This is a genomic window from Paenibacillus amylolyticus (assembly GCF_050990605.1).
Lineage (GTDB): Bacteria > Bacillota > Bacilli > Paenibacillales > Paenibacillaceae > Paenibacillus > Paenibacillus amylolyticus_H.
On the sequence record NZ_CP158832.1, the window covers coordinates 2,847,589 to 2,873,775 of the forward strand.

A 26,187-nucleotide genomic window follows, 5' to 3' on the forward strand; every position below is an offset into this window, starting at 1 on the left:
TGAGAGTGTTAGAAAGTGCTGTCGGGAACGTAGTATATTTTTTGCCCGTTCGCTTTGTTTCCCGGATCGGAAACGATGGTGAAGTATACGTTGCCGTTCTTCGTCTGAACGCCCTCGATTTCATGCTTGCCGACATTCGTTATTTTTACAAGGGATTGGTATGCTCCTGAGCTTGAAATTTTGGCAATCTGAGGCGTTTGCCCTTCGCCCCCGCCCGATGTAAATATTTGCGTTTTGCCCAGCAGGTCTCCCCCCTGGAAAGATCCGTTGGGTCTGATAATGGCATTGCCCGACTGTGTGAAGCTGGTAACAGCAGCCTTCACCGCAGCTGCGCTGTCCATTCGAACCTGCTTGTTATGATCCAGAAGCTTGTTCAATGCGACCGTATCATAAATGGACCAGGTGACGGTTTTCTCCTTCGTTTGTATACGAAAAACGGTGTAGTTGCTGTTGCCACCGCCATCCACACGATAGGTTTCACCCAGTTTCGAACCGGTTTTGTTGGCATAATTCATATAGGTGAACCGATGGAGATCGGTATAATCCACAGTTTTGCCTGCCACGAATTGCAGTCGGGCTACCTGGAGTGACCAATTCTCTGGTTTGGAAGGATCGGCTTTTGAGCTAAAATAAAAATAATTGGCCCCATTGTACGTATACATATCCAGTGTTTGGCAATGACCGCTGTTTGTGATGGTCATTTTATCTACGTATACAGCATCGCTGCCCTTTATGAGCAATCTGGAGAGATGACAAGTCCCGCCCACACGCTGAGTAACATACACGTATTTATCTGCGATGTAAGCCTTTTGCACCACACGGTCATACTTGAGTCCTTTGAGGTTGTAGGCCAGTTTTGCCGATGCGTTTACGGTTTTTCCGGGAGATGCGGCCATTGCAGGCAGAACAGACATACCAAATAACAGCATTGCAAGAACAACGGTTGTGAGCATTTTCCATTTCCTTTTCGTAAAATGCAAGGATTGATTGTTAAGCATAGGGATACCTCCTGCAAAAAGATAATATCATTTGATTTTCAAATGCCTCTGAAAACTGCATCTAATATAATACCATATCTTCCATATTAGAGTAACCTGAACTGAATTTTTTGGAGATAGCAACCACAAAGTGAAAGAGGGGATATAGTTATAAAGAACTGCTTTAACCTTTTGAAATTACTAATTGTTCGCAATTGTGAAAAGAAAGAGAAACATGTAGAGACATTAGATATATAAAAGCCTTTAAAATGCTTATTTTCTATATTTTTCAATAAAAGTGCTTGTATATCTCGAAAAATGACTTTATACTATACCAATAAAATCCAATTAAATTCCTAATTAGTATTATATGTAATTTAAATGGTTTTCCACTCACTCGATTTACGATCAAAATTCATATTCACTACTCCTTTGCAAGCGTTCTGCTAACGCTCCTGATTACCCTTCCACATGAATGCTTATAGACATTCACTCTCATGATTTATCCGATACACTCAATCTCCTAAACTTCCAAGTGAAAATTCATAGACTGATCTGTTATCTCTTCTGATCCATATTGTTCCCTAACCCAACCTGTAAAGGAGGTGAGGCTTTATGTGAAATCCAGAGCATCTATTTCGTCCGCAATAAAGGTTGTTTTACCGTTTTATTCTGCAGAGAAGGGCATATGTACCAGACTAAATTAAAAAACCGGGTAAAAGGAGTGGAAAAGTTTGATAAAGATTAATCGGTTACGCAAGCCCATCTCCATGGGGCTCTCGCTTCTCCTTGCATTTTCGATCATTCATCCGGTTTCAGCTGAAAACTCCACATCATCCAAATTGGATATGAAATCTGGACTCGCCAAAGTCTCGGAATCCAAAGTAAACGCCAAGTTGACCAAAGAATTTGAGGGTAGTGAATATGTGACCTATCTGGTGAAAATGAAAGAACAGGTGGATACAGCAGCAGTCTCCAAACAGGCCCTTGAAAAGGCAACCATCGCCAAACAAACGGCTTCAGCCACAAAGCTGTCCGTTCGGAATTCGGTCGTCAGCTCTCTGCGAGAAACAGCCTCACGTACACAGTATCCATTGGAAACTTATCTGGAAAAGGAAGTTGACCTGGGCAAGGTCAAAGAATATAAAAGCTATTTTATCGTCAATTCACTGGCAGTAACGAGTACCAAAGAAGTCATGGAACAGATTGCGCTGCTGCCTGAGGTGGAGAAGATTCTACCGAATGAGACGAGATACTTACAGAAAGCTGAAGTGAGTAAAGAACCGGCGAATGCGGCACCAGGCAAAGATGCTGTCCAAACGCCAGCTAAAGACTCTTCAGTCGGAGTCAAAGACAAAGAGCCTGCTGCAAAGGAGAAGCTTGCGACAGAGAACGTGGAATGGAACCTGGATTACATCAATGCGCCAGCCGTGTGGGATCGGGGCATCGATGGAACAGGGATTGTCGTTGCCAATCTGGACAGCGGTGTGGACTATACCCACCCTGCGCTTCGCAGCAAATGGCGGGGATTGGATTCTTCGGGCAATATCGTTGATCCCGAACTGAGCTGGTATGATCCGCACAGTAATGCTTCACTTCCTGCGGATGGAGATGGGCATGGTACACACACGATGGGTACGATGGTTGGCTCTGAAGCAGATGGCACCAATCAGATCGGAGTTGCTCCCGGTGCGAAATGGATTGGTGTGCGGATATTCAATCCGGAAACAACGGATGCCATTATTCTGGATGGCGGACAATGGTTGATTGCTCCGGTGGATGCGGAAGGTAATCTGCATCCTGAACTTGCACCGGATGTCGTCAACAACTCATGGGGCGGAGGCGCAGGACTGGATGAATGGTTCCGACCAATGGTGCAAGCCTGGCGTGATGCTCAGATTTTCCCGGAATTCTCCGCCGGAAATGTGAGACTGGGTAACCCGGGCGGACCTGGATCTGTTGCGAACCCGGCCAACTATCCCGAAAGTTTCGCCACTGGAGCCACAGATATCAATGGTAACTTGGCATCCTTCTCGTTGCTGGGTCCATCTCCATATGACGAGATCAAACCGGAAGTATCTGCCCCTGGTGTGAATATCCGTTCATCAGTTCCAGGCGGTGTATATGAGGGAGGCTGGAACGGAACGTCGATGGCAGGCCCGCATACAACTGCGCTTGCTGCCCTTCTGCTTCAGGCCAATCATTCCCTTACAGTGGATCAGCTGGAGCAAATCATTACAGATACAGCCACGCCGAGAACAGATAGTCAGTATCCAACATCTCCTAATAACGGCTATGGTCACGGCATTATTAATGCTCTTGATGCAGTGGGTTCTGTACTCGAAGGGATCGGCACAGTTTCTGGCAGAGTCGTTACAGCCGGAGATGATCTGGAAGAGCCGGTACTGGCGCACACCCCTGTCAATTCAGCCTTTACAGGCATCGATATTCCACTAACGGCTCATGTGACAGATAATGTCGCGGTAGTCTCGGTTGAGGCTTTTGCCAAAACGACAGGTACCAACCAGTATGTGTATCTGCCGATGAATCGGATTGCCGGGGATAACAAAGATGGTACGTACACAGCAACCATTCCGGCATTTCTCATTGAGCCACAAGGTGTAGAATATTATATCCGCGTGAATGACTATGGCAACAACGGATTTGATAGTCAGGTATACAAAGTGGCTGTCTCCAATGGTGTTCAACCAGGATATCTTCAGGATTTTGAAGAAGATCAGCTGGGCTTTACCACTGGCGGTACCGGAAGTACATGGGTATGGGGAGCACCAAGCAGTGGTCCTGGAAGTGCACACTCCGGTGACAAAGTGATTGCAACCAACTTGCAAGGCACTTATCTGGCGAATAGCAATGCCTATCTGCTTGCGCCACCAATTGATCTTACTGAGAGTCCGGAAGGTGCGTTATTATCTTTCAAACACTGGTATGATCTGGAGAATAACATCGACTTTGGCAAGGTATATATCGCTTCCGAGGATAGCGATTATGTGTTCGAAGAGTTGTTAGGCTTCACAGGTACGGGGGGGAACTGGAAGAAACAATATGTGGACCTTCGCGCATACGCGGGACAGCAGGTATTTATCAAATTCAATCTGACCAGTGATAACTCGGTGCAAAAGGCTGGTTGGTATATTGATGATTTTGCAGTTGAAGAATTGGATGATCTTGCACCGGGAGCTCCTGCGGGATTGACTGCAACCGCTGATATTCTGGGCAATGTAGCCTTGAGCTGGACTGGTCCGAGCGATGAGGATCTCGAATCCTATGTGGTATATCGCTCCACAACCGCCGGTGCAGGTTATGAATCCATTGGAACTGCAACTGGAACAACGTTTACGGATACAGCTACGGTTACGGATTCGACCTATTACTATACCGTTGCGGCACTAGATTATAGTGGCAATGAAAGTGACAAGTCGAATGAGGTCTCCATTACAGTAGAGGTGCCTCAAGATATCTATATCGATCATTTCGACGGCAGCGATGATCATGGCTGGACGCATTCGGGAACCAAAGATGAGTGGGAACGAGGCATTCCGGTAACGGGACCTGCCAGCGCCGTCTCTCCGCCGAATGTGTGGGCGACTGATCTCGACAATACGTACGAGAATGGCTCCAATTATTCGCTCGTATCCCCGGTCATCGATTTGACGGATGTATCCGAAGGAACACTTACGTTTAATCATTGGTACGAGATTGAGAGCGGATATGATTACGGATATGTGGAAGTCACCAAAGATGGTGGAACGACATGGTCAGAACTGGGCAAATTCTCACATAGTACAAACGGTAAACAATGGGCACCGGTATTTTATGATCTGGATGCACTTACCGGTCATGCAGTTCAATTCCGGTTCCGTCTGACTTCAGACAACAGTGTTGTGCGGACAGGCTGGTTCATTGATGATTTCCGTGTGCTGGGTGTTGCTGCGGAGACGGTCACAGAGGACAGTGCCGTTGTGCTTAACAGCGATAAACCAAAACCGTCCTATGATAACCCTTGGTACAAAATTACGCGGACAGACAAAGCGGAGTTCAACAAAACGAAACAGCAACAACCGGAAGCTGAAAAGCCAGGAACAGGTTCGGTTAATCCACAAAGCCTGCCTGCAAGTGCAACGGTTACCGTACTGGAAACCGGACGTTCGGTGAAGACGGATTCAGCTACAGGCAAGTATAGCTTCACACACGTAGCAGGTGATTACACGTTAAAAGCTGAGGCATATGGATATTATCCTCGAACTCAGCAGGTAACGATCACCGATGGCAGTGGAGCCAAAGCCAACTTTAATCTGGAGGCAATCCCGCATGGACAGATTGAAGGTGTCGTAACGGATGAGCGGACAGGACAACCACTGGCTGATGCTTCCGTTCTCGTGGTGGAGGATGCCAACGTAGGTGAAGTTCGCACAGGTTCAGATGGCAGCTTCGCTATTCAGGTATTGGAAGGAAGCTATACCTTATCCATCCGGGCTGCGGATTATTACAGTAAAACCGTCACTGTGACTGTACCTGGTAATGGTACGGCAGAGGCGAATGTTGCTTTGAAACCATTCATCGGTTTTCCAGGGGAAATTGCTTATGATGATGGAACAGCAGAGAACGCACGAGCTTTTAACGCAGCGGATAACGCTTGGGCAGTTCGAATGACACCAGAGCTGGAGACCGCTCAACTGACGGGTGCATCGTTCCGCTTCTGGAACACCGAATGGCCTGTACCTGGAGGTACAGCGTTCCAATATGCCGTCTATGATGCATCGGGTGCTGGCGGAGCTCCGGGACGACAACTGGCCGGACCATTTGACGGTACTGCACTTCGTAACGATCAATGGACAACCGTTGAATTCCCGGAACCGGTCATTGTAACGGGTGACTTCTATATCGTGTATGTACAGACTCTAGCTGGAACCAGCGCTCCGGGACTCGCTACCGATGAGGATGGTCCAAATGCAGGACGAAGCTGGCAGCGAGTAGGTGGAGCGTGGAGCACTTCACCTGCCGAAGAAGGTAACTACATGATTCGTGCAGTTGTGAGATATCCGGTAAATGCACCTGTGCTCACAGCACCAGCGAACACATATACGAATCAATCAACCTTCACCGTGTCGGGAACATCTCCGGCATCCGGCGCTCAGATCAAGATCTACAACGGCAAAGATCTGGCTGGTACAACAACTGTGGCAAATGGGAAGTTCTCATACGGTGTGAAACTCCGTTCTGGCATCAATGCGATTACTGCCGAGGCAGTGGTGGACGGAAAAACAACCGACCGTTCACTGCCCGTTGTCATCATTTTGGATCAGACTAAACCACAGTTGACGATTGTGACGCCAGCTCAAGGGGATCGCATTAATGCAGAAGTTGTTCACGTAACGGGGAATGTCGTGGAACAATTCCTCGATAAGGTAACCGTCAACGGACAAACCGTACAAGTGGGTAAAGACAGAAGCTTCAGTCACCGCGTATTGGTTAATGAAGGCGAGAACACGATTACCATTACAGCAACCGATATTGCTGGTAATAAAACAACCGTAACCCGTACCGTCTATGTGGAAACGGCGTTACCAGAACTTACGAATATTACGCCAGCTGAAGATGTTCGAATCACATCAGGGGAGAGTGTCACTGTTTCATTCGACAGTAAACCTGGTCTGCAAGCATCTTTTCGAATTCAGTTACCGCTGAATTTGAATGCCCAAGGGGCAGGAGAGATTCCATTGGTGGAGACTGAGCCAGGTCGTTACACGGGTACGTACACAACGCCTTCATCCCTTGTTCTTGAGGGAGGAGTCATTGTAATTCGTGCTCAGGATGCAGCTGGCAACAAAGTAGAAGCCGAAGCCGCTGGACGATTGTTCGTCAGCGCAGCACAAGAACAATCCGTTCCAGAACCAGATTCGAGCCCTGAAGAGACTGAAACAGAAGTAGGTCCACCGTCCGCTGAGAGTCTGCAACCTTAATTATGCAGAGAATGATAGGGATGATTAATACGTTTTGACCATCTAAGCAAGAAGCCGATAAGCCGAGGTATCAGGGCTTGTCGGCTTTTTGTTGTATCACGATCACTCTGACATCTAAGATTACTTGGCTATGGTTATTTACGCCAAATAAATTTAATAATGAACTTAATAATATAACATGATATATTAGGATGTAGAACATGAGAAGTATGGGTATTTATGGAGGTGTTTGTATTGGGGAAAGACTCGGCATCCAAGCCGATGTATGAACAGATCTTTGAATCCTTGCGTGAACGGATACAGCTTCATCAATATCAAGTGGGTGAGCGAGTCCCTTCGGAGAAGGAATTATGTGATGAATTCGGAGTGAGCCGGATTACAACGAAAAAGGCGCTTGAGATGCTGGCGAGTGAACAATTAATTGTTCGTCAACCGGGACGGGGTTCTTTTGTAGCCGACACAGCAGATGTGTTACAAGAAAGATCTAACAGACCTGCTCCGCGTGCTGCGGTTAAAGATTCAGAGAAGAAACTGCTCATTGGTCTGGTCATTACTAACTTCAGTGATATGTATGGTACAGAACTGTTATATGGTATGGAAGAAGCTTCGCGAGAGCATGATTGTTTTCTCGTACTTAGAAGATCCTTCGGGATTCCGGAGCAGGAGGAACAGAGCATTCAGGAACTGCTGGAACTGGGTGTGGACGGATTGATTATTTTCCCGGCACAGGGTGAGTATTTCAGCGATGAGATTCTTAAACTGGTCGTTAACAAATTCCCGTTTGTCCTGATTGACCGGTACTTGAAAGGCATCCCGGCTTCATCTGTCAGTACGGATAATGTAGGCGCGGCGCGAGAAGGGATGAATTATTTGTTCGATCTCGGGCACCGACATATCGCTTTTCTGACACAGCCTCCGGCGAACACTACACCGATTGAAGAACGAATTGAAGGCATCATTGAGGCACATCATGATCAAGGTGTACTGGTGAACAGGGAATTGTGGTTAGAATCTTTTCTTTCAACATTGCCAAGTGTGTTCGATCCTCAAGTCGAGGTCCGCGATGTGGAAACACTGGTGGAACATTTACAGAAATACCCGCAGATTACAGCACTTTTTGCTGCGGAGTACCATATTGCTTTACTTGCAGAACAAGCGGCTGATCAGCTTGGTCTGAGGATTCCGGAAGATTTGTCCATCATTTGTTTTGACAGTCCAAACGCTGCCGAAGGAAGCCGTGTAACACATATGCGACAAAGCCAGTTTGATATGGGAAAACAGGCATTCGAGATGGTGCTTCAAAATATGCAGAACAACGAAATGGCAGTGAACAGAGTCATTCTGCCTGCCCACTTGGTGAAGGGGAAATCGACGAGTACGGTGAAACAAAAGGGTTGATTTTAGCTGCCAGTATTTAATTGTGTTCAAGAAGGGACTTCGTGTAAACGAGGTCTCTTTTTTGTGCGTATAAAAAGGAGATAATCATTTTAAATGGTATACCATTCCGAGTTTTAAATAAAAGAAACATGCTAATATACAAATAAATATATTGACATAACATTATGTTAGTTTTAGGATGATGAAAGCGGTTAATAAAATGGATTACATAAGGAGGACAACATGCTTACACCCAGAGATGATCAAGAAATTTCCCCTTCAATATACGACATAATTAATCAGGTTAACAAACGTATGCCAGATCATCCGGAACTTAATCAAATGTTCAAAAATTGTTTTACCAATACGATGCTGACCACGATTCAGCGCAAAGAAGATGGAACTACTTTTGTGATCACGGGAGATATTCCTGCCATGTGGTTACGTGATTCTGCCGCTCAGGTCAGACCTTATCTGGTTCTCGCTTCAGAGGATGAAGATATCGCCGACATGATCGCTGGACTGGTTGAACGTCAACTGAATTATATTCTCCTGGACCCTTATGCAAACGCTTTTAATGAGACGGAGAGTGGAAAAGGACATCAGCAAGACCTGACGCAGATGAATGATTGGATCTGGGAACGCAAGTATGAGATCGACTCTCTGGCTTATCCGATTCAGCTCAGTTACCTCTTGTGGAAGAATACGGGCAGAACAACTCAATTCAACGATACGTTCCGCAAAGCAGCCAAGATTATCATGCAATTATGGCAAGTGGAGCAGCATCATGAGACAAAATCACCCTATACATTCCAGCGTCTGGATGCTCCCGAAACCGATACGCTCAGCCGAGAGGGACGAGGTACTGAAACCGCCTACACAGGCATGACCTGGTCGGGATTCCGTCCCAGCGACGATCGCTGTGAATATGGTTATCTGATTCCATCCAATATGTTCGCCGTTGTGGCGCTTCGATATCTACAGGAAATTGCTGAAGCTGTGTTCGAAGATGAAACGCTGGCAGTGACTGCTCAGCAGTTGGAGGAACAGATCAACAAAGGTATTCAGGATTATGGCACCGTTGAACATGCGGAATATGGAACCATATATGCGTACGAAACGGATGGTAAGGGCAATCACAATTTGATGGATGATGCCAATGTACCAAGCCTGCTGTCTTTACCTTATCTCGGATATGTGGAGGAGAACGACGAGGTGTATCAGAATACACGCCGATTCATTCTATCCTCACACAACCCGTATTACTATGAGGGAACAGCAGCAGCTGGAATCGGTAGTCCACATACACCGGATGGGTACATCTGGCATATCGCTTTATCGATGCAGGGGCTGACTACAGCGGATCGCAACGAAAAACTGCGATTGCTCCAGCTTATCCAACAGACGGATGCGGGCACCGGACTTACCCATGAAGGCTTTTCGGCTAACGATCCACATGAGTATACCCGCCCATGGTTTTCATGGTCCAACATGCTCTTTAGTGAACTGATGATGGATTATTGCGGATTCCGCGTAGAGAAATAGGGTTGCGTACAGAAATAGGATAGGGAAGCAAGAGATAACCTGCGAGTACATCATATCGTTCGGAGTTCGTTGAATTCCGACAAGAGGAGAGCGAATCATGAGAAAAATATCATTGAAAATGCCGGTAGCAGCAGTTATGACATCCTTGCTCATTCTTACTACAGCCTGTTCGGGCGGAAGCTCAAGCACAGGCACAACCAGTGACGGTAAGAAGGAAGTAACCGTCTCGTTCCGTTCTTCAGGATCTGAAGATACACTTACAAAATTCTTCCAATCAGGTTTGGTGGATCAATTTGAGAAAGAAAATCCGGATATCAAAATTAACATTGCACCTGTACTGGCTAGTGAGGGTGATTATACGTCCAAAATGGTTTTGCAGATGAAATCGCCTGACACGGCGCCTGATGTCATTGCCGAAGATACATCCATCATCAAATCGGACGCTGCTGCGGGATATCTGGAGCCACTGGATACACAGGTTCAGGGATGGCCTGATTGGGAAGAGCACATCATCGACAACCTGAAGGCAGGGGTTACTGGCGAAGATGGCAAAGTGTACGGCGTTCCGGCTACCTCGGATACACGCGGGATCTGGTACAACAAGGAACTGTTCCAACAGGCGGGACTTGAAGTTCCTTTCAAACCTGCAAGCTGGGCAGAAGTCCTCGAAGCAGCACGTACCATCAAGCAAAAATTGCCAGGTGTGACACCGCTTAATATGATCGTGGGTAAAGCAAACGGTGAGGGTGTTACCATGCAAACGCTGGAAATGCTGCTTTATGGTACGGCGGATACGCTGTATAACGACACTACCAAAAAATGGGTAGTTAACAGCCCTGGGCTGCTGGATTCCTTCAAATTCATAGATCAAGTGTTTAACACGGATAAAACAGGTCCGACCATGCAGGTTGCCCTGAATGGACAAGCTGGCAGTATTGCATTCCAGCAACAGTTCCCACAGGATAAACTGGCGATGGCAGTTGATGGGAGCTGGGCAGGTTCGACATGGGCCGAGAACGGTGCTGCTCCAATTGCCAACGTCGAAGAGAAAATAGGCTTTGCGCCATTCCCAACACAAAATGGGGAAGAACCTGGAGCAACGACAATGTCTGGAGGATGGGCTTGGTCTGTTCCTGCACAAGCGAAGAACAAGGAAGAAGCTTGGAAATTCATCGAGTTCCTGATGAATAAGGAAAATGCGACTGCACGTGTAATAGCGGAAGGTAGCCTTAGTCCACGTAATGATTCCACAGAAGTTGAAGGGTATACCGATCGTCCATATACGAAAGAAGCACAGGAACTCTTGAATGTGGCCCACTTCCGTCCAGCGAACGATCAATATGCAGCGGTATCCGCCCAATTGCAAAGCATTGTTGAGAGCATTGCCTCTGGCAAGCTGACGCCGGAAGACGGAATTACGCAATTGAAGGACAACGTATCCCGTTCCCTTGGCGCGGACAGCATCGAAGAGAAATAAGGATATCGATATATTCGGAGGGGGAGGCATAATCTCCCCTTTTTCCGGTTCGAATGGAGAGTGACTTATGAAAAGGAAAGCACCAGGTTCATTTCTGTTTCTCATGCCTTCCGTACTGTTATTACTTGTGTTTTTCATTGTTCCCATCATTCTGACGATCTGCTTTGCCTTTACGAATATGGCTCTGACCGGGGCGGCAGCCAAGAGTCTGGAGTTTGTCGGATTCCAGAATTTCATTAATATGTTCCATGATCCGGACTTTCGCATAAGCGTCTGGCGCACGCTGGTCTTTCTCATCTTCTCCGCAGTGATTGGTCAGGTATTGCTTGGGTTCATTCTGGCTCTTCTCATGAAAGAGAAAAATATGACGTTCCGCCGGGTTATCGGCATCATCGTCATTGCCGGTTGGGTGACACCCGAGATTGTGGTGGCATTCTGTATGGTTGCTTTTTTCAGTGACAATGGTTCATTGAATCAGATTCTCGGCTGGTTTGGGGCAAATCCCATCTCTTGGTTATTCAGTTTCCCTATGGTGAGTGTCATTATTGCGAATATCTGGCACGGTACAGCCTTCTCGATGATGGTCTATCAATCCGCTCTGGATGATATTCCGAAGGAAGTTGAAGAAGCTGCAATTATTGACAGTGCCACCGGGTTCCAGATTGTCAGACACATTACGATTCCAATGGTAAAAGGGTCCATCGTGACCAACATGATGTTGGTTACCCTACAGACACTGGGTGTGTTCACGCTGATCTATACGATGACTGGTGGTGGCCCGGGTACTTCGACACAAACCCTGCCAATCTTCATGTACAACCAGGCCTTTGTGAACTATCAGTTTGGATACGGCACAGCCATATCGTTGGTTCTGCTGTTCATTGGTATTATCGCCAGCCTGTTCTACATGCGATCCATGAAAGTGAAAGTGTAACCATGAAGGAGGTTCGATCCCTATGGTCAAACATGGGCTTCAACACAAAATCCAATACGGGATTCTAGTTTTTCTAGGGCTCTGTTTTTTATTGCCGCTGCTCTGGATCATCTTGGCTTCATTTGATCCGAACGCACAGCAGGGCATCAAAATGCCCAGTACCTGGACCATTCAAAATTTCAAGGATGTACTCGGGGATGCGAGCAATCTTCGTTCATTCGGTGTCGGCCTGATTCTGTCGGGAGGGCAAGCGGTATTGGTTGTTCTGGTATCGGTGCTTGCTGCGTATCCTTTATCCCGTTATGAAATGAGATTCAAAAAAAGCTTCCTGTTATCCATTCTGTTCATGACAGCTCTTCCGATTACGGCCGTGATGGTTCCGGTATTTCAGATGTTTCTGTTCTTCAAAATGCAAAACAGCATCATTGCCACAATGCTGTTCCTGACCGCATCCTCACTTCCTTATGGCATCTGGATGATGAAAAACTTCATGGATTCGGTGCCGATTGATCTGGAAGAATCGGCATGGATTGACGGCGCGTCCGTATGGAATGGCTTGAGACGAATTGTGGCTCCGCTAATGTTGCCGGGTATTGCAACGATAGCGATATTTACCTTTTCGGGAAGTTGGGGCAACTTCTTTGTGCCATACATCCTGCTCCAGACACCGGAGAAACTTCCGGCATCGGTCACCATTTATCAATTTTTCGGCAGCCACGGCATGGTTGAATACGGCAGATTGGCTGCATTTTCACTACTTTATACGATGCCTTCGGTTGTGCTGTACATCTTCTCCCAGCGTTACATGTCCAAGGGTTTCAGCATGGGCGGGGCAACCAAAGGTTAATGACAGGAGGTACGCAACATGACAACCAAAAAGACGGCACATCTCATCTCGCATACCCATTGGGACCGTGAATGGTATATGCCTTATGAACACCATCATGTTCTTCTCATTGAGCTGATGGATAAACTGCTGGATACGCTCGATCAGGACCCGGAATATCGCTATTTCCATCTGGATGGGCAGACGATTATTCGTGAGGATTATTTGCAGGTTCGACCCGAACAGCAGGAGAGACTTGACCATTATATTCGTGAAGGGCGCATTCATTTTGGCCCATGGTATGTGTTACAGGATGAGTTTCTGACCAGCAGCGAGGCCAACTTGCGAAATCTGCTCATCGGGCATCGTGATGCTCGTCCATTCGGTGTGATATCCAAGACGGGGTACTTCCCGGACTCGTTCGGAAATATGGGACAGGCACCGCAGATTCTGCAACAGGCGGATATTCATAACGCGATCTTTGGGCGCGGAGTAAAGCCTACGGGATTTAATAATGCGGTGGTTGATGCAGACAGTTACGAATCTCCCTATTCCGAGATGATCTGGCGCTCACCGGATGGTTCGGAAGTGCTCGGTATTTTGTTCGCGAATTGGTACTGTAATGGGATGGAAGTTCCGGTTGATCCGGAGAAAGCTCAAGTATACTGGGATAAAAATCTGGAGGATGCCGAGAAATTCGCCTCGACCCCGCATTTGTTGTTCATGAATGGTTGTGATCACCAGCCGATCCAGACGGATCTGCCCGAGGCTTTACGTACGGCAGCTGCACTGTATCCTGATGTGGAATTTATCCACTCCAATTTTGACAATTACATTGAGGCGGTTACGAAAGATGTCCCTGAACATCTGGCGACCATCGAAGGCGAACTTCGCAGTCAGCACACGGATGGTTTGGGAACTCTGGTGAATACGGCATCGGCCCGGGTATATCTGAAACAGTTGAATCAGCAGGGGCAGACGTTGCTCGAAAAAGTAGCCGAACCACTGGCCGCCATGGCCCATATAGCCGGGGTTAAAGATTATCCTCATCATCTATTGACACATGCATGGAAGATGCTGATGCAGAACCACCCGCATGTTAGCATCTGCGGATGTAGTGTGGATGAGGTTCACCGTGAGATGGTGACCCGCTTCGCCAAGAGCAGACAGCTTGCAGAGAAATTGGTTTCCCAGAGCGCGCAAGCGATTGCTGAAACCATTCGTGCGCAACCTGCTGAGGCTTGGGGAGAGGAAGCGGTGCCGTTTACCGTGTTCAACACGAGTGGTTGGAATCGAAATGGAATCATTGAAATGGATCTGATTGTGGACAAAGCCTTTTTCCCAGAAGGTCCTAATCCCCAGGCACTTGCGCAGAAAGTGGAGCAAGCTGCACTGCCGGCATATCAACTGGTCGATTCGGATGGACACACGTATTCGGCAGAAATCAAGGATTTGGGTGCACATTTCGGCTATGAACTTCCGAAGGATCGCTTCCGACAGCCTTATATGGCTCGTAAAGTAAGGGTGACCTTCCAGGCGTTGGATGTCCCTTCGCTGGGTTATAAGACTTATGCTCTCATTCCAGTAGAGAAACAAGCAGAGATTGTTGAGAGTGTTGAAGTGCCCGATACGAGCGAACTCGTTCAGGTTCAGGGAATGATGATGGAGAACGGTCATTTGCGGGTGACGATTGAAGAGAATGGTACGGCAACGATTGAAGATAAGGTCTCCGGTGCTGTATACAGGGGCTTGAATTCATATGAAAATACCGGTGATATCGGCAATGAATACGTCTATCGTCAGCCTGACGGAGAGATGACGCTGACCACGAAGCATCTGAAGGCAGACCTGCGGATCGTGGAGCAATCTCCGTATCGTGCAGTCATGGAGAGTGTATTACACTGGGGCATTCCTGCTGGAGCAGATGAACTGTTCGAGTTGGAGAAGCGCCAAATGGTTCCTTTTACAGAACGGAAGGCACAGCGGGTGAAGAACACGGTTCCGCTGGTAATTACGACAACGTATACGCTGGAAGCAGGCAGTAATATGGTTAAAGTAAAATCTGAATTTAATAATCAGGCCAAGGATCATCGACTGCGGGCACTCTTTCCATCGGGATTGGTGACAGAGGATCATTATGCAGATTCCATCTTTGAAATTGCCAAACGTTCCAATACACCGGCCAAAGAATGGGTGAATCCGAGTAATGCGCAGCATCAGCAAGCATTTGTACATGTGACCAATGGTGATTATGGATTAATGATTGCAAACAAAGGGCTGAATGAATACGAGATTTTACAGCATGAAGAAGGTAGTACGATTGCGATTACGCTGCTGCGCGCCTCTTCGGAACTGGGAGATTGGGGTGTGTTTGAAACACCGGAAGCCCAATGTCTGGGACCTCAGAGCATGGAATATGCGATTATCCCATTTGCAGGTGATGCTGCACAGTCAGGGGCATGTGCATCCGCATACGTGTATCCGATCCCGTGGACGACTGTACAGCTAGGGGCATTAGCACGTACGTTTGAGCGGGAAGGTCGTGCCGAAGCTGATGGGCACAAGGTTGACCTTCCTCTGTCGAAGCAATGGCTGGCGTGGAATGCACAAGGTTCGACACTGGCCTTCTCCACACTGAAGATCGCAGAGGAAACCGGAGATGTGATTGCTCGCTGGTATAATCTGAATTCCGAAGCTGCTCAGTTGGACGTTCAGCCTGGATTCGAGTGCGCCTCTGTCTATGAGAGCGATGTGCTGGAACGGGTCAAGGATACGTTGGAAGAGGACAGCCAGACGGTATCCGGGTTCAAGATTGTTACACAAGGGTATGCGTTGCGTTAAGTTGATTTTGAACATTATAACTATAGAAACCTTCTGTTCACCGTAGTGTGAAACAGGAGGTTTTGTCATGTGCCCGTTAAGTGCACCCACACCAAAGTGTTATGGGAAACTGCATACATACCTAATGATACTCATGTCGTGATTTTATACATTTATTGTCGTAAGTTTCTATTAAAAATACATTAAGTCTGTGATAACTTATAGATAAATGTCAGAATATTATATAGTATGGAGGTAAGATACATTGACCATTCGAATTGGGAAAATTAGCTTGTGGCATGTTCACGCATGGGATTACATCAAGCAGGCACAGGAACATGAGGATACAGTCATCGCCGCTGTGTGGGATGAAGATGCCAAGCGCGGACAAGAAGCCGCTGAACGTTTAAACGTACCCTTCTATGCTTCACTCGAAGATATGCTGGCCAAGGATGACATCGATGCCGTTATTGTAGATGCGCCAACCCGCATTCATGAAGAGGTGATCACTGCTGCTGCAAAAGCAGGTAAACACATTTTCACCGAGAAAGTGATTGCTTCGACTCAGGCGGAATCCAATGTAATCCTTAATGAGGTAAAGGCAAACAAAGTCAAGATGACAGTCTCCTTACCACGCCTGAATGCAGGATATACGCTAACGATTCAGGATGTGCTTAACCAAGGATTACTTGGCAAAGTGACGTATGTCAGAGCACGGTTATCCCATGATGGAGCGATTTCGAACTGGTTGCCTGAACACTTCTATGATCTGAAGGATTGTCAGGGCGGTGCACTGATTGATCTGGGCTGCCATCCAATGTATTTGGCCAAACTGTTTTTGGGTCAGGAAGTAACAGCGGTTAATGCGAACTTTGGATATATTACAGGCAAAGACGTGGAAGATAATGCTGTCGCAACCTTGTTTACGGATTCTGGAGCAGTCGGCGTTGTCGAAGCTGGTTTTGTGAACAGCCATTCTCCATTTACGATTGAGGTTCATGGTACGGAAGGTTCGCTTCTGTACGGAACACCCGAAGAAAAGCTATTGATTCGCACGAAAGCAGCGCAGGGACAATATGATGACTGGACTGAAATTCCTTTGGCAGACAAAAGAGAAAGCGCATTCAATCAGTGGGTCGCACATATACAAAATGATACGGATGCAACTGAAAACGTGCAGATTGCTATGGAGCTGACCCGTTTGATGGAAGCTGCGAATCTCTCTGCCAAGGAAAGGCGCAGAATTACACTAAGTGAGTTAAAGGGATAGTTTCAATGTTGAAGGACTATATAAATTGAACTAAACATTACACATGAACGGACAGAAATAACCTGAAAAAGCGGAGCGGTCGCCTTTATCCCCGGATTTCCCCTTTAAAAAGTGAAATAAAAAAATCTGGGGATAACAGCGATTGGAAGGTTATTCTGTCATCGTAGTGGCAAGTGTAAATATTCTGTAGTTCAGTTTATATAGGTTATACAAGGAGGTGTGCAATCTTGAGCCTGTATCCTTATGAGAAAATGCTTGAGCGGCAGGATCTCCTGGAGAGACTGGATATTCTAATGGTTTGGGGACATTATGAGATTCGCGTGATGCGATTTCATCTGACTTCTTTTCCAGCGGGCCGAGTTGTGGATTTCCATAATCACGCGGAATTCGAGTTTCATTTTATCCCGAGAGGTAAAGGCAAAGTTATTCTCGATGATCAGTCACATGCGCTTTCGGAAGGTATGCTGTATTTGACTGGACCGGGTGTCGTTCATTATCAGGAGGCGGACGCCAAAGAGGATATGGATGAACTATGTCTTCATGTGGATATCGTTCACAAGCCAAGAGAACATGTCGATCCCTGGGAAGCAGCTGAATCCGAGGAAACGATTGAAAAGCTAAGAACGCTTCCGCTTACTCCGGTGAATGATTATCATCGGGCGATGCATTGTTTTTTGGATGCCTATGAGGCATGTGATCAGAAATTGTTAGGTTATTATACGTCGATCAAGCAACTGGTTATCAGCATATTACTCAAAACCGTGCGAGCATACGACACCGGAGGCAATCGGCCGGAAGCCCCTGTACGGGACATGTCGGCGTATCGTTATGAGTATGCAGTGCAGTATATGGAAGCGAATCATCCTACAGTGGTCACGCTGGAGCATGTAGCTGAGAAACTTCATATTAGCAGCAGACAATTGCAGCGAATCTTCTACCAAGTACAACCGGAGATGCCGTTCAGCCGCGTACTGGAGGATATTCGTCTGCGCGCCGTGTGCCGCAATCTGGAGGAAAGTAACGTATCCATCGAACAGATCGCTCTTGCTTCAGGATTCAATAACGCCAACTATTTGCATGCTGTATTTCGCAAACGTCTGGGGATGACCCCGTCGGCTTTTCGCAAAATGAAACAACCAATACTTAAGTGAGGGTGAATATACATGAGTAGAGTATATCGTATCGGAATTATTGGCTGTGGTGGAATCGCAAATGGTAAACATCTGCCGAGTCTGAGTAAACTGGATAATGTTGAACTGGTGGCCTTCTGTGATATCGTTCAGGAACGTGCAGATGAAGCCAAGCAGAAATATGGCTCTACGGATGCTGAAGTCTATACCGATTATCAGGAATTGCTCAAGGATGAGTCTCTTGACATTGTGCATGTGCTTACGCCGAATATTTCTCATGCCGAGATTTCCATTGCTGCCCTGGAAGCAGGCAAACATGTCATGTGTGAGAAGCCAATGGCAAAGACATCTGCTGAAGCACAGCTCATGCTGGAAGCGGCAGAGCGTACCGGCAAGAAACTGACCATCGGATACAACAACCGTTTCAGAGAAGACAGTCAGTATTTGAAGAAGGTGTGCGAAGCTGGTGAACTGGGTAATATTTATTTTGCCAAAGCACATGCGATTAGACGTAGAGCGGTACCGACCTGGGGTGTTTTCCTGGATGAGGAGAAACAAGGTGGCGGTCCATTGATTGACATTGGTACGCACGCACTCGATCTGACGCTCTGGATGATGGATAACTATCAACCCAAAGTTGTTCTGGGCACGACTTATCATGAGCTTTCGCAACGTGAAGATGCAGCAAATGCCTGGGGCCCGTGGGACCCTAAACAATTCTCCGTAGAGGACTCGGCCTTTGGCATGATTGTGATGGAGAATGGAGCAACGATCATGCTGGAATCCAGTTGGGCACTTAATTCACTGGAGGTGGATGAAGCCAAATGTAGCTTGAGTGGCAGCGAAGCGGGTGCGGATATGAAGAACGGACTGCGCATCAATGGCGAGAAATTCAGCCGTCTATATACTAACGAGATTGAACTTAGTGCAGGTGGGGTAGCTTTCTACGATGGTAAAAGCGAGAGCGCACCAGATGTGGAGATGAGAAAGTGGATTGAAGCGATTGAGAACGATCAAGAGCCGGTGGTCACACCGAAACAAGCACTGGTTGTATCTCAGATCCTGGAAGCACTCTATGAATCTGCTCGTACAGGCAAGGCTGTGTACTTGAATAACGGTAGCGAAGCATAGAACAGACATAAACCAACAGATTACAGAACCCTTTGTCCCGTTATTGGAGACAGAGGGTTTTTTGGTGTTATGGCTACTAGCTATTGGCCCATACCAGACTCTATTTCGGCACATATGATGAGAGAAAAATGAGCTGAAAAGAGGGTATGTCTTGACTAAACACAAAACGAGTCATGGTGTTTCCATTGTGGTATGTACCAATCGGCCGCAATTTTTTGACAACATCCTGCAAAATTACAGTCGGCAGCGTTATAAAAGCAAAGAACTGATCATTGTCCTGAATCATGACCGTATGAATCTGGCATTATACCAAAACAGGGTTCGGAATCTTGCCAACGTTCATGTATATCAAGTTCCGGAGAGCATTTCTCTAGGACAAAGCCTTAACGCTGGCATGACAAGGGCACGCTTTTCGTTGATTGCCAAATTTGATGATGATGACTACTATTCGCCTTATTATTTAACAGAACAGGTGAGAGAACTTAGGCGGACCAAAAGTGATATTGTGGGCAAACATTCGTGCCTGGTCTACTTGGGTGCGTCCAAGACACTGTTGGTCAGATCTCCGGCTGAAAAGAACAAACCGGTTGAATTTGTACAAGGGGGCACTATTTTATTCAAAAGAAAGATATTGAAAAAAGTCCGTTTCACAGACCGTTCCATAGGGGAAGATGTGACCTTCCTGAGACAATGCAGGAAAAGAGGATTCAAAGCGTACGCGACCTCTCCTTACAATTATGTCTATCACCGCAGACAGAACAAAAAGAGCCATACCTGGAAAGCGGATGACAGCTTTTACCTGAAGGGAAGCAATAAACTTGCGGTTACGGAGGATTTCAGACCCTTTGCTAACAAGAAATTATAGAGGACAGAAAAAACCTGAAGAAGCGGAGTGTTCGCCTACAAGCTTTCTGAAAGAAAGCTACATCGGAAGCATACGCTATCCCCGGATTTTCCCCCTTTCAAAAAGGGCTTCAAAGAAATCCGGGGATAACAGCGATCGGAAGGTTGTTCTGTCATCGTAGTGAACGGTGTAAATCAACTAAGGGGAAGATGTATCTGTTGCGTGCAGATGCGTCTTTTTTTTGGTAAAATGCTTCAATTTGGTGGTGGTGAGAAAAAAAGTTGAATTTACTTGAAAAAAAGTATTGCATATAAGTTTAGTCGGAATTATATTAATGGTATAAGGTCTAGACCATATACAGATCGGAGTGCTTAGATGTCAAGTACGTTTTCATTTCGTTTTGAGAAAGTGTCCACCAAAAAGGTTAGTGAATTCATTAGAGAACAACTGGAAGAAGCCATTATTTTGAAAGAATTGATGAGTGAAGAACAGCTTCCAGCCGAGCGAGATCTGGCAGAGATTTTTAACGTAAGCCGTATAACCGTCCGTGAGGCACTCTCTTCACTGGAAGAGAAAGGCTTGATTGAGAAAAGGGTGGGTGCCAAAGGCGGAACATTTGTACTGCCTCTGACAGCCAATTCGCATAAACGGACCAGAGAAGAAATTAAACGGGATTGGTCACAAATGCTGAAGGTGTTTGAATATAGAACCATTATCGAGCCGGAGGGAGCATATCTCGCTGCTGAGCGGATCACCGCAGGCGAATTGGAGCTGCTTGAGGGTTACATGGAACAAAGTATAGAGCCAGACTGCACAAGGGAATGGTTCAGGGCGCTGGATGTGAAATTTCATCTGATCATCGCCAAGGCTTCGGGGAATCCATACTGCGAGAGAGCCGTCAGACAGATCCGGACCAAAATTAATCCGGCGCTCGACTTGATGCCTTATGATGACCGGATACGTACTGTCAACCACGGTGTACATATGGAGATTCTTGAAGCATTGAAAGCCCATGATAGCATCAAATCTAAGGAGACGATGAAAAGACATATCGAATTCTCGGCGGATGCAATCTATGCCCGTTTGGTTTCTGAATCGGACGAAAATGAAGGGAATGACAGCGAATGAATCGTTCAGAACTAATACAGAAGGCTCAGCCACTACAAGCCCAGTTAAGTGCTTGGCGCAGAGATTTACATCAGCATCCTGAAATCGGCTACGAGGAGCATCGCACATCCGCTATCGTAGCCGAGCATCTGGAAAGCTTGGGCCTGGAAGTTACGCGCAATGTCGGACAGACCGGGGTTACAGGCCTGCTTCGCGGAGAGACAGATGGACCAACCTTTGCCTTGCGCGCAGACATGGATGCCTTGCCCATCCAGGATCAGAAAGTGGTGGAATACCGCTCGCAAGTAGAAGGCAAAGCGCATCTGTGTGGACATGACGCTCACACCTCTATCCTGATGGGAGCCGCCCAACTGCTTACTGGCCTTGGAAGACCGAAATCAGGCAACATCAAATTCATTTTCCAACCAGCAGAAGAGGGACTTGCAGGTGCAAGAGCCATGATCCAGGACGGTGTTCTGGAGAATCCGAAGGTCGATGCGATAGCAGGGTTACACATGACACCCGGACAGAACACGGGAACCTTGGGCGTAAGTCAGGGCGTGGCGTTCGCGTCAGCAGATCCCTTGATTATCAAGGTGTTCGGCAAGGGTGGCCACGCAGCTCGTCCGCATGAGGGCATTGACGCGATTGCGGTATCCGCTCAGGTCATCACCGCATTGCAAAATATCGTCAGTCGGATGGTCGATCCGCTTGAACCCGCTGTAGTCACGATTGGCAAAATCAACGGAGGTTACATGGGAACAGCCATCGCCCCGGAAGTGGAGATGATCGGTACGGTTCGTACACTCTCACCTGCCATTCGTGAACGGATGCCAGCTTTGATTGAGCAGGTTGTCAAAGGGGTCTGTGATTCTTTCGGAGCAGGATGCGAAGTCGTCTACGGCGATGGTTACCCTGTTGTCGTCAATGATCTCGGCATGGTTGACCTGCTAACAGAGATTTGTGATGAGGTTAATGCGGAGAAGGGATGGACCTATATCAAACCCTCCACAGGGGGCGAGGATTTCGCTTTTTATTGTGAACAGGTTCCAGGTGTGTTTTTCAGACTAGGATCTGGTAATGATGAGGAACGTACTCGTTATCCACTCCACCATCCCATGTTTGATCTTGATGAGACAGCGATGCCTTTTGGAGTGGGCATGTTGTCTGCAGTAGCACTTGAGTTTTTGGCACGGAATACAACTTCTGAGGGGGAGCAATCACAATGAAAAAAAGACAATGGACAGGCTTATGGATCACGTTACTGGCGATCGTAATGGTGCTCAGCGCCTGCGGTGGAAAAACGACAAGCACGAATGATGATTCGGCATCCGAAGGAACGGGCAGTGGAAGCGCAAGTACAACTTTGACCGTTGCCGCGGCAACAGATATTGAGAGTTTTGATCCGCACAACAATAACAACACATCAAGTGAGGCGGTACTGGTCAACGTTTTTGATTATCTGATTAAAAATGACAGTGAACAGAAAAAAGTTGCAGGACTTGCGACCTCATGGGATCAGGTTGATGATACAACATGGAGATTTAAGCTGCGTGAAGGTGTGACCTTCCACAATGGCGATCCATTCACTTCAGCAGATGTAAAATACACGCTGGAGCGCGTAGCCAAGGACGAGACATTGAAACAAAACAGTTATTTCAAAAATATTGTAGAAGTTAAAGCGGTGGATGACTATACCGTAGACATCATCACGGATGGTCCAGATCCGTTGCTCCTGAATCGTTTGTCCAAAATGGGTGCTGGCATTCTGCCTGCAAAATATATTGCGGATAAAGGATTCGATGCATTCCTGAAGCAACCGGTAGGCACAGGTCCTTACAAGTTCAGTAAATGGACGAAAGATGATCGTGTGGAACTGGTGAAAAACGAGAGCTACTTCGACGGTGAACCCAAATGGAATGAAGTGGTATTCCGCGTTATTCCTGAAGCCTCCACCCGTGTATCCGAATTGCTTGCTGGTGGTGTAGATGTTGCGTCTTCCATTCCATCCACTGACATTGCCCGGATTGAAGGTGAAGCAGACAAAAAGATTGTCAAAGCGCCAATCCAGCGTGTGCTTCAGTTGATCTTCCGTCAGACAGAAGGTAGCATCACGGCTGATCCGAAAGTCCGTGAAGCGATTGATCTGGCTATCGACAAACAAGGCATTGTAGACAGCATTGCCGGCGGTGCAGGTATCGTAACCCGCACATCCGTAACACCAGGCAACTTCGGTGCTGATCCTTCATTGTACAAAACGTCACTCTATGATCAAGAAAAAGCAAAACAATTGCTGCAAGAAGCTGGCTATGCTGAAGGTGAAGCCGAGATGACCATCTCCGTTTCCGCTCAGTATAAAGAACAGGCTGAAGTTGTTGCAGCGATGCTGGAACAAGCCGGATTCAAAATCAATCTGGATGTCCTGGAAGCAAGTGCATTCAGTGAACGTTACAGCTCCAAATCATTCAAAGAAATCTTCATGATCGGTATTGGTAACTCCTTGTTCGATGCTTCGAATAACTACAATCGTTATATGTTGGAAGAAGCCAAAGGTGAGTCGGATTACAACAATCCTGAAGTAGAAAAACTGCTTCAATCTGCATTGGTGAACATGGACCCAACGGTTCGGGAGAAAGAGTATCAGCAAGTGCAGCAGATTTTCTCTGAAGAACGCCCAGCGGTATATTTGTACCAGATGGAAGGTGTCTACGGAACCAATGCCAAAGTGAACTTCGCGCCGCGCAGTGACGAGATGTTCTATGCTGACGAGATTACACCTGTTGCACAGTAACATCGGGTATAATAACCGGTCATTGAAAAGATAAGGCCGTGAACGGCAGGGACTGGATAACCATGTTCCTGCCGTTCTTTTTCTTAACAAGGGAGGTGAACAAGGAATGGGCAGATACGTACTTAAGTCATTACTACAGATCATTCCGGTGTTGTTCATTGTTTCAATAATTGTGTTCATTTTGGTTCGAGTTACCGGTGACCCGGTTGCGCTAATGTTGCCCGAAACGGCTACCGCTGAAGATCGTGCTGTCTTGACGCAGGCACTCGGTTTGGACCAGCCTTTATATACGCAATACGTGAAGTTTCTGGGCAGTGCGATCCAGGGAGACTTTGGTCAGTCTTTCCGTTACAATCAACCTGCATTAGAGCTTGTGCTGGAGAGATTGCCTGCCAGCTTTGAACTGGCCGTAGCCGCGATGTTTTTTGCCGTACTTATGGCTGTGCCACTTGGGGTCATTTCAGCTGTTAAACGTAACACGTTTACCGATCTCATCATTTCAGGAATATCCGTCATTGGTAAGGCAATGCCAAACTTCTGGATGGGGATTATGCTTATCCTCTTGTTCTCCGTCATGCTGGGCGTATTGCCGGTATCTGGTCGCGGAGGAATATCACATCTGATCTTGCCGGCATTTACACTCGGTGTTGGACTGGCTGCCCAGATGACTCGACTGATTCGTTCAAGCATGCTGGAGATTCTCAACCAGGACTATATTCGAACAGCCCGCAGCAAGGGGCTTGGCCGAATGGTTGTCATTGTAAAACATGCATTTCGGAATGGATTGATTCCGGTTGTGACGATTATGAGTTTGCAATTTACAAGTCTGATCGGGGGAACATTGATTACGGAAACGGTATTCTCCTGGCCAGGACTGGGTCAATTGCTGGTCGTTGCAGTCAACACACATGATATGGCGATTGTACAGGCAGCGGTGTTTGTCATTGCCGTTATCGTTGTATTAACTAACATCTTGACGGATGTAGCCTACAGGTTACTTGATCCGCGCATCAAATACGACTAGAAGGAGGTGCAATCATATGACAGGCAGCAACGAAATGCCAATTCCGGGTACAGAACAGGAACAGGAACAGGACAATGGGCGTGCACCAACGGGGTTTCGTTATATCTGGCAACAACTGATCATCAGCAAGACCGGAATGTTTGGTGCTGTGCTTGTATTGTTGGTTGTGTTAATTGCCATAGGTGCACCTCTATTGACGAGTCATGATCCAGCGGCGGTTAATCCGCTGGGCCGACTTAAACCACCAGCATGGCTTGAGGGCGGAACGGCCGAATACTGGCTGGGTACCGATAATCTCGGCAGAGACATGTGGAGTCGAATTGTATATGGTGCTCGTGTTTCCTTAATCGTGGGGATGGGTGCCGTGATTGTATCAGGCATCATTGGCGCAATTCTGGGGCTGGTATCCGGATTCTACGGGAAATGGCTGGATGCCGTAATTATGCGTGTAGGTGATGCATTCATGGCAATTCCGACTATTCTGTTCATGCTTGTTGTGATGGCGATTGTTGGCCCGGGTATTACAACGTTGATTTTTGTCATTGGGGTGACCAACTGGGTTCCATTCACCCGTGTGGTAAGAAGTGAGGTTCTAAGTATCAAGGAGCGGGATTTTGTTCATGCGGCCAGATCGATCGGTGCGAAGAATGGAAGACTGATTGTGAAACACATTCTGCCAAATATCCTCTCATCTTTTATCGTGATCTGTGGGATGAATGTCGGCACGACGATTATTATGGAAGCTTCACTCAGTTTCCTGGGTCTGGGCATCAAACCACCTGATGTATCCTGGGGAGGTATGCTCAGTGATGGCAGACAATATGTTGCTACAAGCTGGTGGGTTGCTACATTCCCGGGACTAGCGATTACATTTACCGTACTCGGTGTTATTTTCCTTGGAGATTGGCTGCGTGATGTGCTTGATCCACGTACGGATACAACCCATAAATAAA

17 protein-coding genes are annotated in these 26,187 nt (G+C 47.1%); 16 read left to right on the forward strand and 1 reads right to left on the reverse strand.

The window, feature by feature from the left end:
* Positions 1-8: 8 nt before the first annotated feature.
* Positions 9-998, reverse strand: a complete 990-nt coding sequence (locus tag ABTV53_RS12975) for a hypothetical protein (RefSeq protein ID WP_433753444.1) — start codon at positions 996-998, stop codon at positions 9-11.
* 713 nt (positions 999-1,711) lie between these two features.
* Between ABTV53_RS12975 and ABTV53_RS12980 the strand changes: the two genes are divergently transcribed.
* The 16 genes from ABTV53_RS12980 to ABTV53_RS13055 all read left to right on the forward strand — a co-directional run bounded on the left by ABTV53_RS12980 (position 1,712) and on the right by ABTV53_RS13055 (position 26,186).
* Entirely contained in the window at positions 1,712-6,958 is a 5,247-nt protein-coding gene (locus ABTV53_RS12980) for a S8 family serine peptidase (protein ID WP_433753446.1), read from the forward strand.
* A gap of 225 nt (positions 6,959-7,183) precedes the next feature.
* Entirely contained in the window at positions 7,184-8,356 is a 1,173-nt protein-coding gene (locus ABTV53_RS12985; protein ID WP_433754181.1) for a GntR family transcriptional regulator, read from the forward strand.
* A gap of 222 nt (positions 8,357-8,578) precedes the next feature.
* Complete coding sequence (locus ABTV53_RS12990; protein ID WP_433753447.1) at positions 8,579-9,880, forward strand: glycoside hydrolase family 125 protein; 1,302 nt, start codon at positions 8,579-8,581, stop codon at positions 9,878-9,880.
* A 97-nt stretch (positions 9,881-9,977) separates the two neighbouring features.
* On the forward strand, positions 9,978-11,357 hold the full coding sequence (locus ABTV53_RS12995) for an extracellular solute-binding protein (RefSeq protein WP_433753449.1): 1,380 nt from the start codon (positions 9,978-9,980) through the stop codon (positions 11,355-11,357).
* 67 nt (positions 11,358-11,424) lie between these two features.
* Positions 11,425-12,291: a carbohydrate ABC transporter permease gene (locus tag ABTV53_RS13000; protein WP_433753451.1), complete on the forward strand. Its 867-nt coding sequence runs from the start codon at positions 11,425-11,427 to the stop codon at positions 12,289-12,291.
* A 22-nt stretch (positions 12,292-12,313) separates the two neighbouring features.
* Positions 12,314-13,138, forward strand: coding sequence for a carbohydrate ABC transporter permease (locus ABTV53_RS13005; protein ID WP_433753453.1), 825 nt, complete (start codon positions 12,314-12,316; stop codon positions 13,136-13,138).
* A gap of 18 nt (positions 13,139-13,156) precedes the next feature.
* The gene (locus ABTV53_RS13010; RefSeq protein ID WP_433753455.1) at positions 13,157-15,958 is read left to right on the forward strand and encodes an alpha-mannosidase; all 2,802 of its coding nucleotides are present in this window, start codon (positions 13,157-13,159) and stop codon (positions 15,956-15,958) included.
* Between the two features lie 244 nt (positions 15,959-16,202).
* Positions 16,203-17,207 carry a Gfo/Idh/MocA family protein gene (locus ABTV53_RS13015; protein ID WP_433753457.1) on the forward strand — a complete coding sequence of 335 codons (1,005 nt, stop codon included), beginning with the start codon at positions 16,203-16,205 and terminating at the stop codon, positions 17,205-17,207.
* 227 nt (positions 17,208-17,434) lie between these two features.
* A complete protein-coding gene (locus tag ABTV53_RS13020) occupies positions 17,435-18,358 on the forward strand; it encodes an AraC family transcriptional regulator (RefSeq protein ID WP_433753459.1) in 924 nt (307 codons plus the stop codon).
* 12 nt (positions 18,359-18,370) lie between these two features.
* Positions 18,371-19,468 carry a Gfo/Idh/MocA family protein gene (locus tag ABTV53_RS13025; RefSeq protein ID WP_433753461.1) on the forward strand — a complete coding sequence of 366 codons (1,098 nt, stop codon included), beginning with the start codon at positions 18,371-18,373 and terminating at the stop codon, positions 19,466-19,468.
* A gap of 151 nt (positions 19,469-19,619) precedes the next feature.
* Positions 19,620-20,333, forward strand: a complete 714-nt coding sequence (locus ABTV53_RS13030) for a glycosyltransferase (RefSeq protein ID WP_433753463.1) — start codon at positions 19,620-19,622, stop codon at positions 20,331-20,333.
* Positions 20,334-20,687: 354 nt separating this feature from the next.
* Positions 20,688-21,440 (forward strand): FadR/GntR family transcriptional regulator, encoded by a 753-nt coding sequence (locus tag ABTV53_RS13035; RefSeq protein WP_433753465.1) that lies wholly within the window; start codon positions 20,688-20,690, stop codon positions 21,438-21,440.
* Positions 21,437-22,648 (forward strand): M20 metallopeptidase family protein, encoded by a 1,212-nt coding sequence (locus ABTV53_RS13040; RefSeq protein WP_433753466.1) that lies wholly within the window; start codon positions 21,437-21,439, stop codon positions 22,646-22,648. Before ABTV53_RS13035 ends, ABTV53_RS13040 begins: the two co-directional genes overlap by 4 nt.
* A complete protein-coding gene (locus tag ABTV53_RS13045; protein WP_433753468.1) occupies positions 22,645-24,210 on the forward strand; it encodes an ABC transporter substrate-binding protein in 1,566 nt (521 codons plus the stop codon). Before ABTV53_RS13040 ends, ABTV53_RS13045 begins: the two co-directional genes overlap by 4 nt.
* Positions 24,211-24,316: 106 nt before the next feature.
* Positions 24,317-25,234 (forward strand): ABC transporter permease, encoded by a 918-nt coding sequence (locus ABTV53_RS13050; protein WP_433753469.1) that lies wholly within the window; start codon positions 24,317-24,319, stop codon positions 25,232-25,234.
* A 16-nt stretch (positions 25,235-25,250) separates the two neighbouring features.
* Positions 25,251-26,186 carry an ABC transporter permease gene (locus tag ABTV53_RS13055; protein WP_433753470.1) on the forward strand — a complete coding sequence of 312 codons (936 nt, stop codon included), beginning with the start codon at positions 25,251-25,253 and terminating at the stop codon, positions 26,184-26,186.
* The last annotated feature ends 1 nt before the right edge of the window (position 26,187 follow it).

What these genes read in the sequence shown, in the direction of transcription:
- ABTV53_RS13055 (WP_433753470.1), top strand. Translation starts at nt 25,251, where the DNA reads ATGACAGGCAGCAACGAAATGCCAATTCCGGGTACAGAACAGGAACAG.
- ABTV53_RS13035 (WP_433753465.1), top strand. Translation starts at nt 20,688, where the DNA reads ATGTCAAGTACGTTTTCATTTCGTTTTGAGAAAGTGTCCACCAAAAAG.
- ABTV53_RS12995 (WP_433753449.1), top strand. Translation starts at nt 9,978, where the DNA reads ATGAGAAAAATATCATTGAAAATGCCGGTAGCAGCAGTTATGACATCC.
- ABTV53_RS13000 (WP_433753451.1), top strand. Translation starts at nt 11,425, where the DNA reads ATGAAAAGGAAAGCACCAGGTTCATTTCTGTTTCTCATGCCTTCCGTA.
- ABTV53_RS13050 (WP_433753469.1), top strand. Translation starts at nt 24,317, where the DNA reads ATGGGCAGATACGTACTTAAGTCATTACTACAGATCATTCCGGTGTTG.
- ABTV53_RS12975 (WP_433753444.1), bottom strand. Translation starts at nt 998, where the DNA reads ATGCTTAACAATCAATCCTTGCATTTTACGAAAAGGAAATGGAAAATG.
- ABTV53_RS13005 (WP_433753453.1), top strand. Translation starts at nt 12,314, where the DNA reads ATGGTCAAACATGGGCTTCAACACAAAATCCAATACGGGATTCTAGTT.
- ABTV53_RS13045 (WP_433753468.1), top strand. Translation starts at nt 22,645, where the DNA reads ATGAAAAAAAGACAATGGACAGGCTTATGGATCACGTTACTGGCGATC.
- ABTV53_RS13025 (WP_433753461.1), top strand. Translation starts at nt 18,371, where the DNA reads ATGAGTAGAGTATATCGTATCGGAATTATTGGCTGTGGTGGAATCGCA.
- ABTV53_RS13010 (WP_433753455.1), top strand. Translation starts at nt 13,157, where the DNA reads ATGACAACCAAAAAGACGGCACATCTCATCTCGCATACCCATTGGGAC.
- ABTV53_RS13040 (WP_433753466.1), top strand. Translation starts at nt 21,437, where the DNA reads ATGAATCGTTCAGAACTAATACAGAAGGCTCAGCCACTACAAGCCCAG.
- ABTV53_RS12990 (WP_433753447.1), top strand. Translation starts at nt 8,579, where the DNA reads ATGCTTACACCCAGAGATGATCAAGAAATTTCCCCTTCAATATACGAC.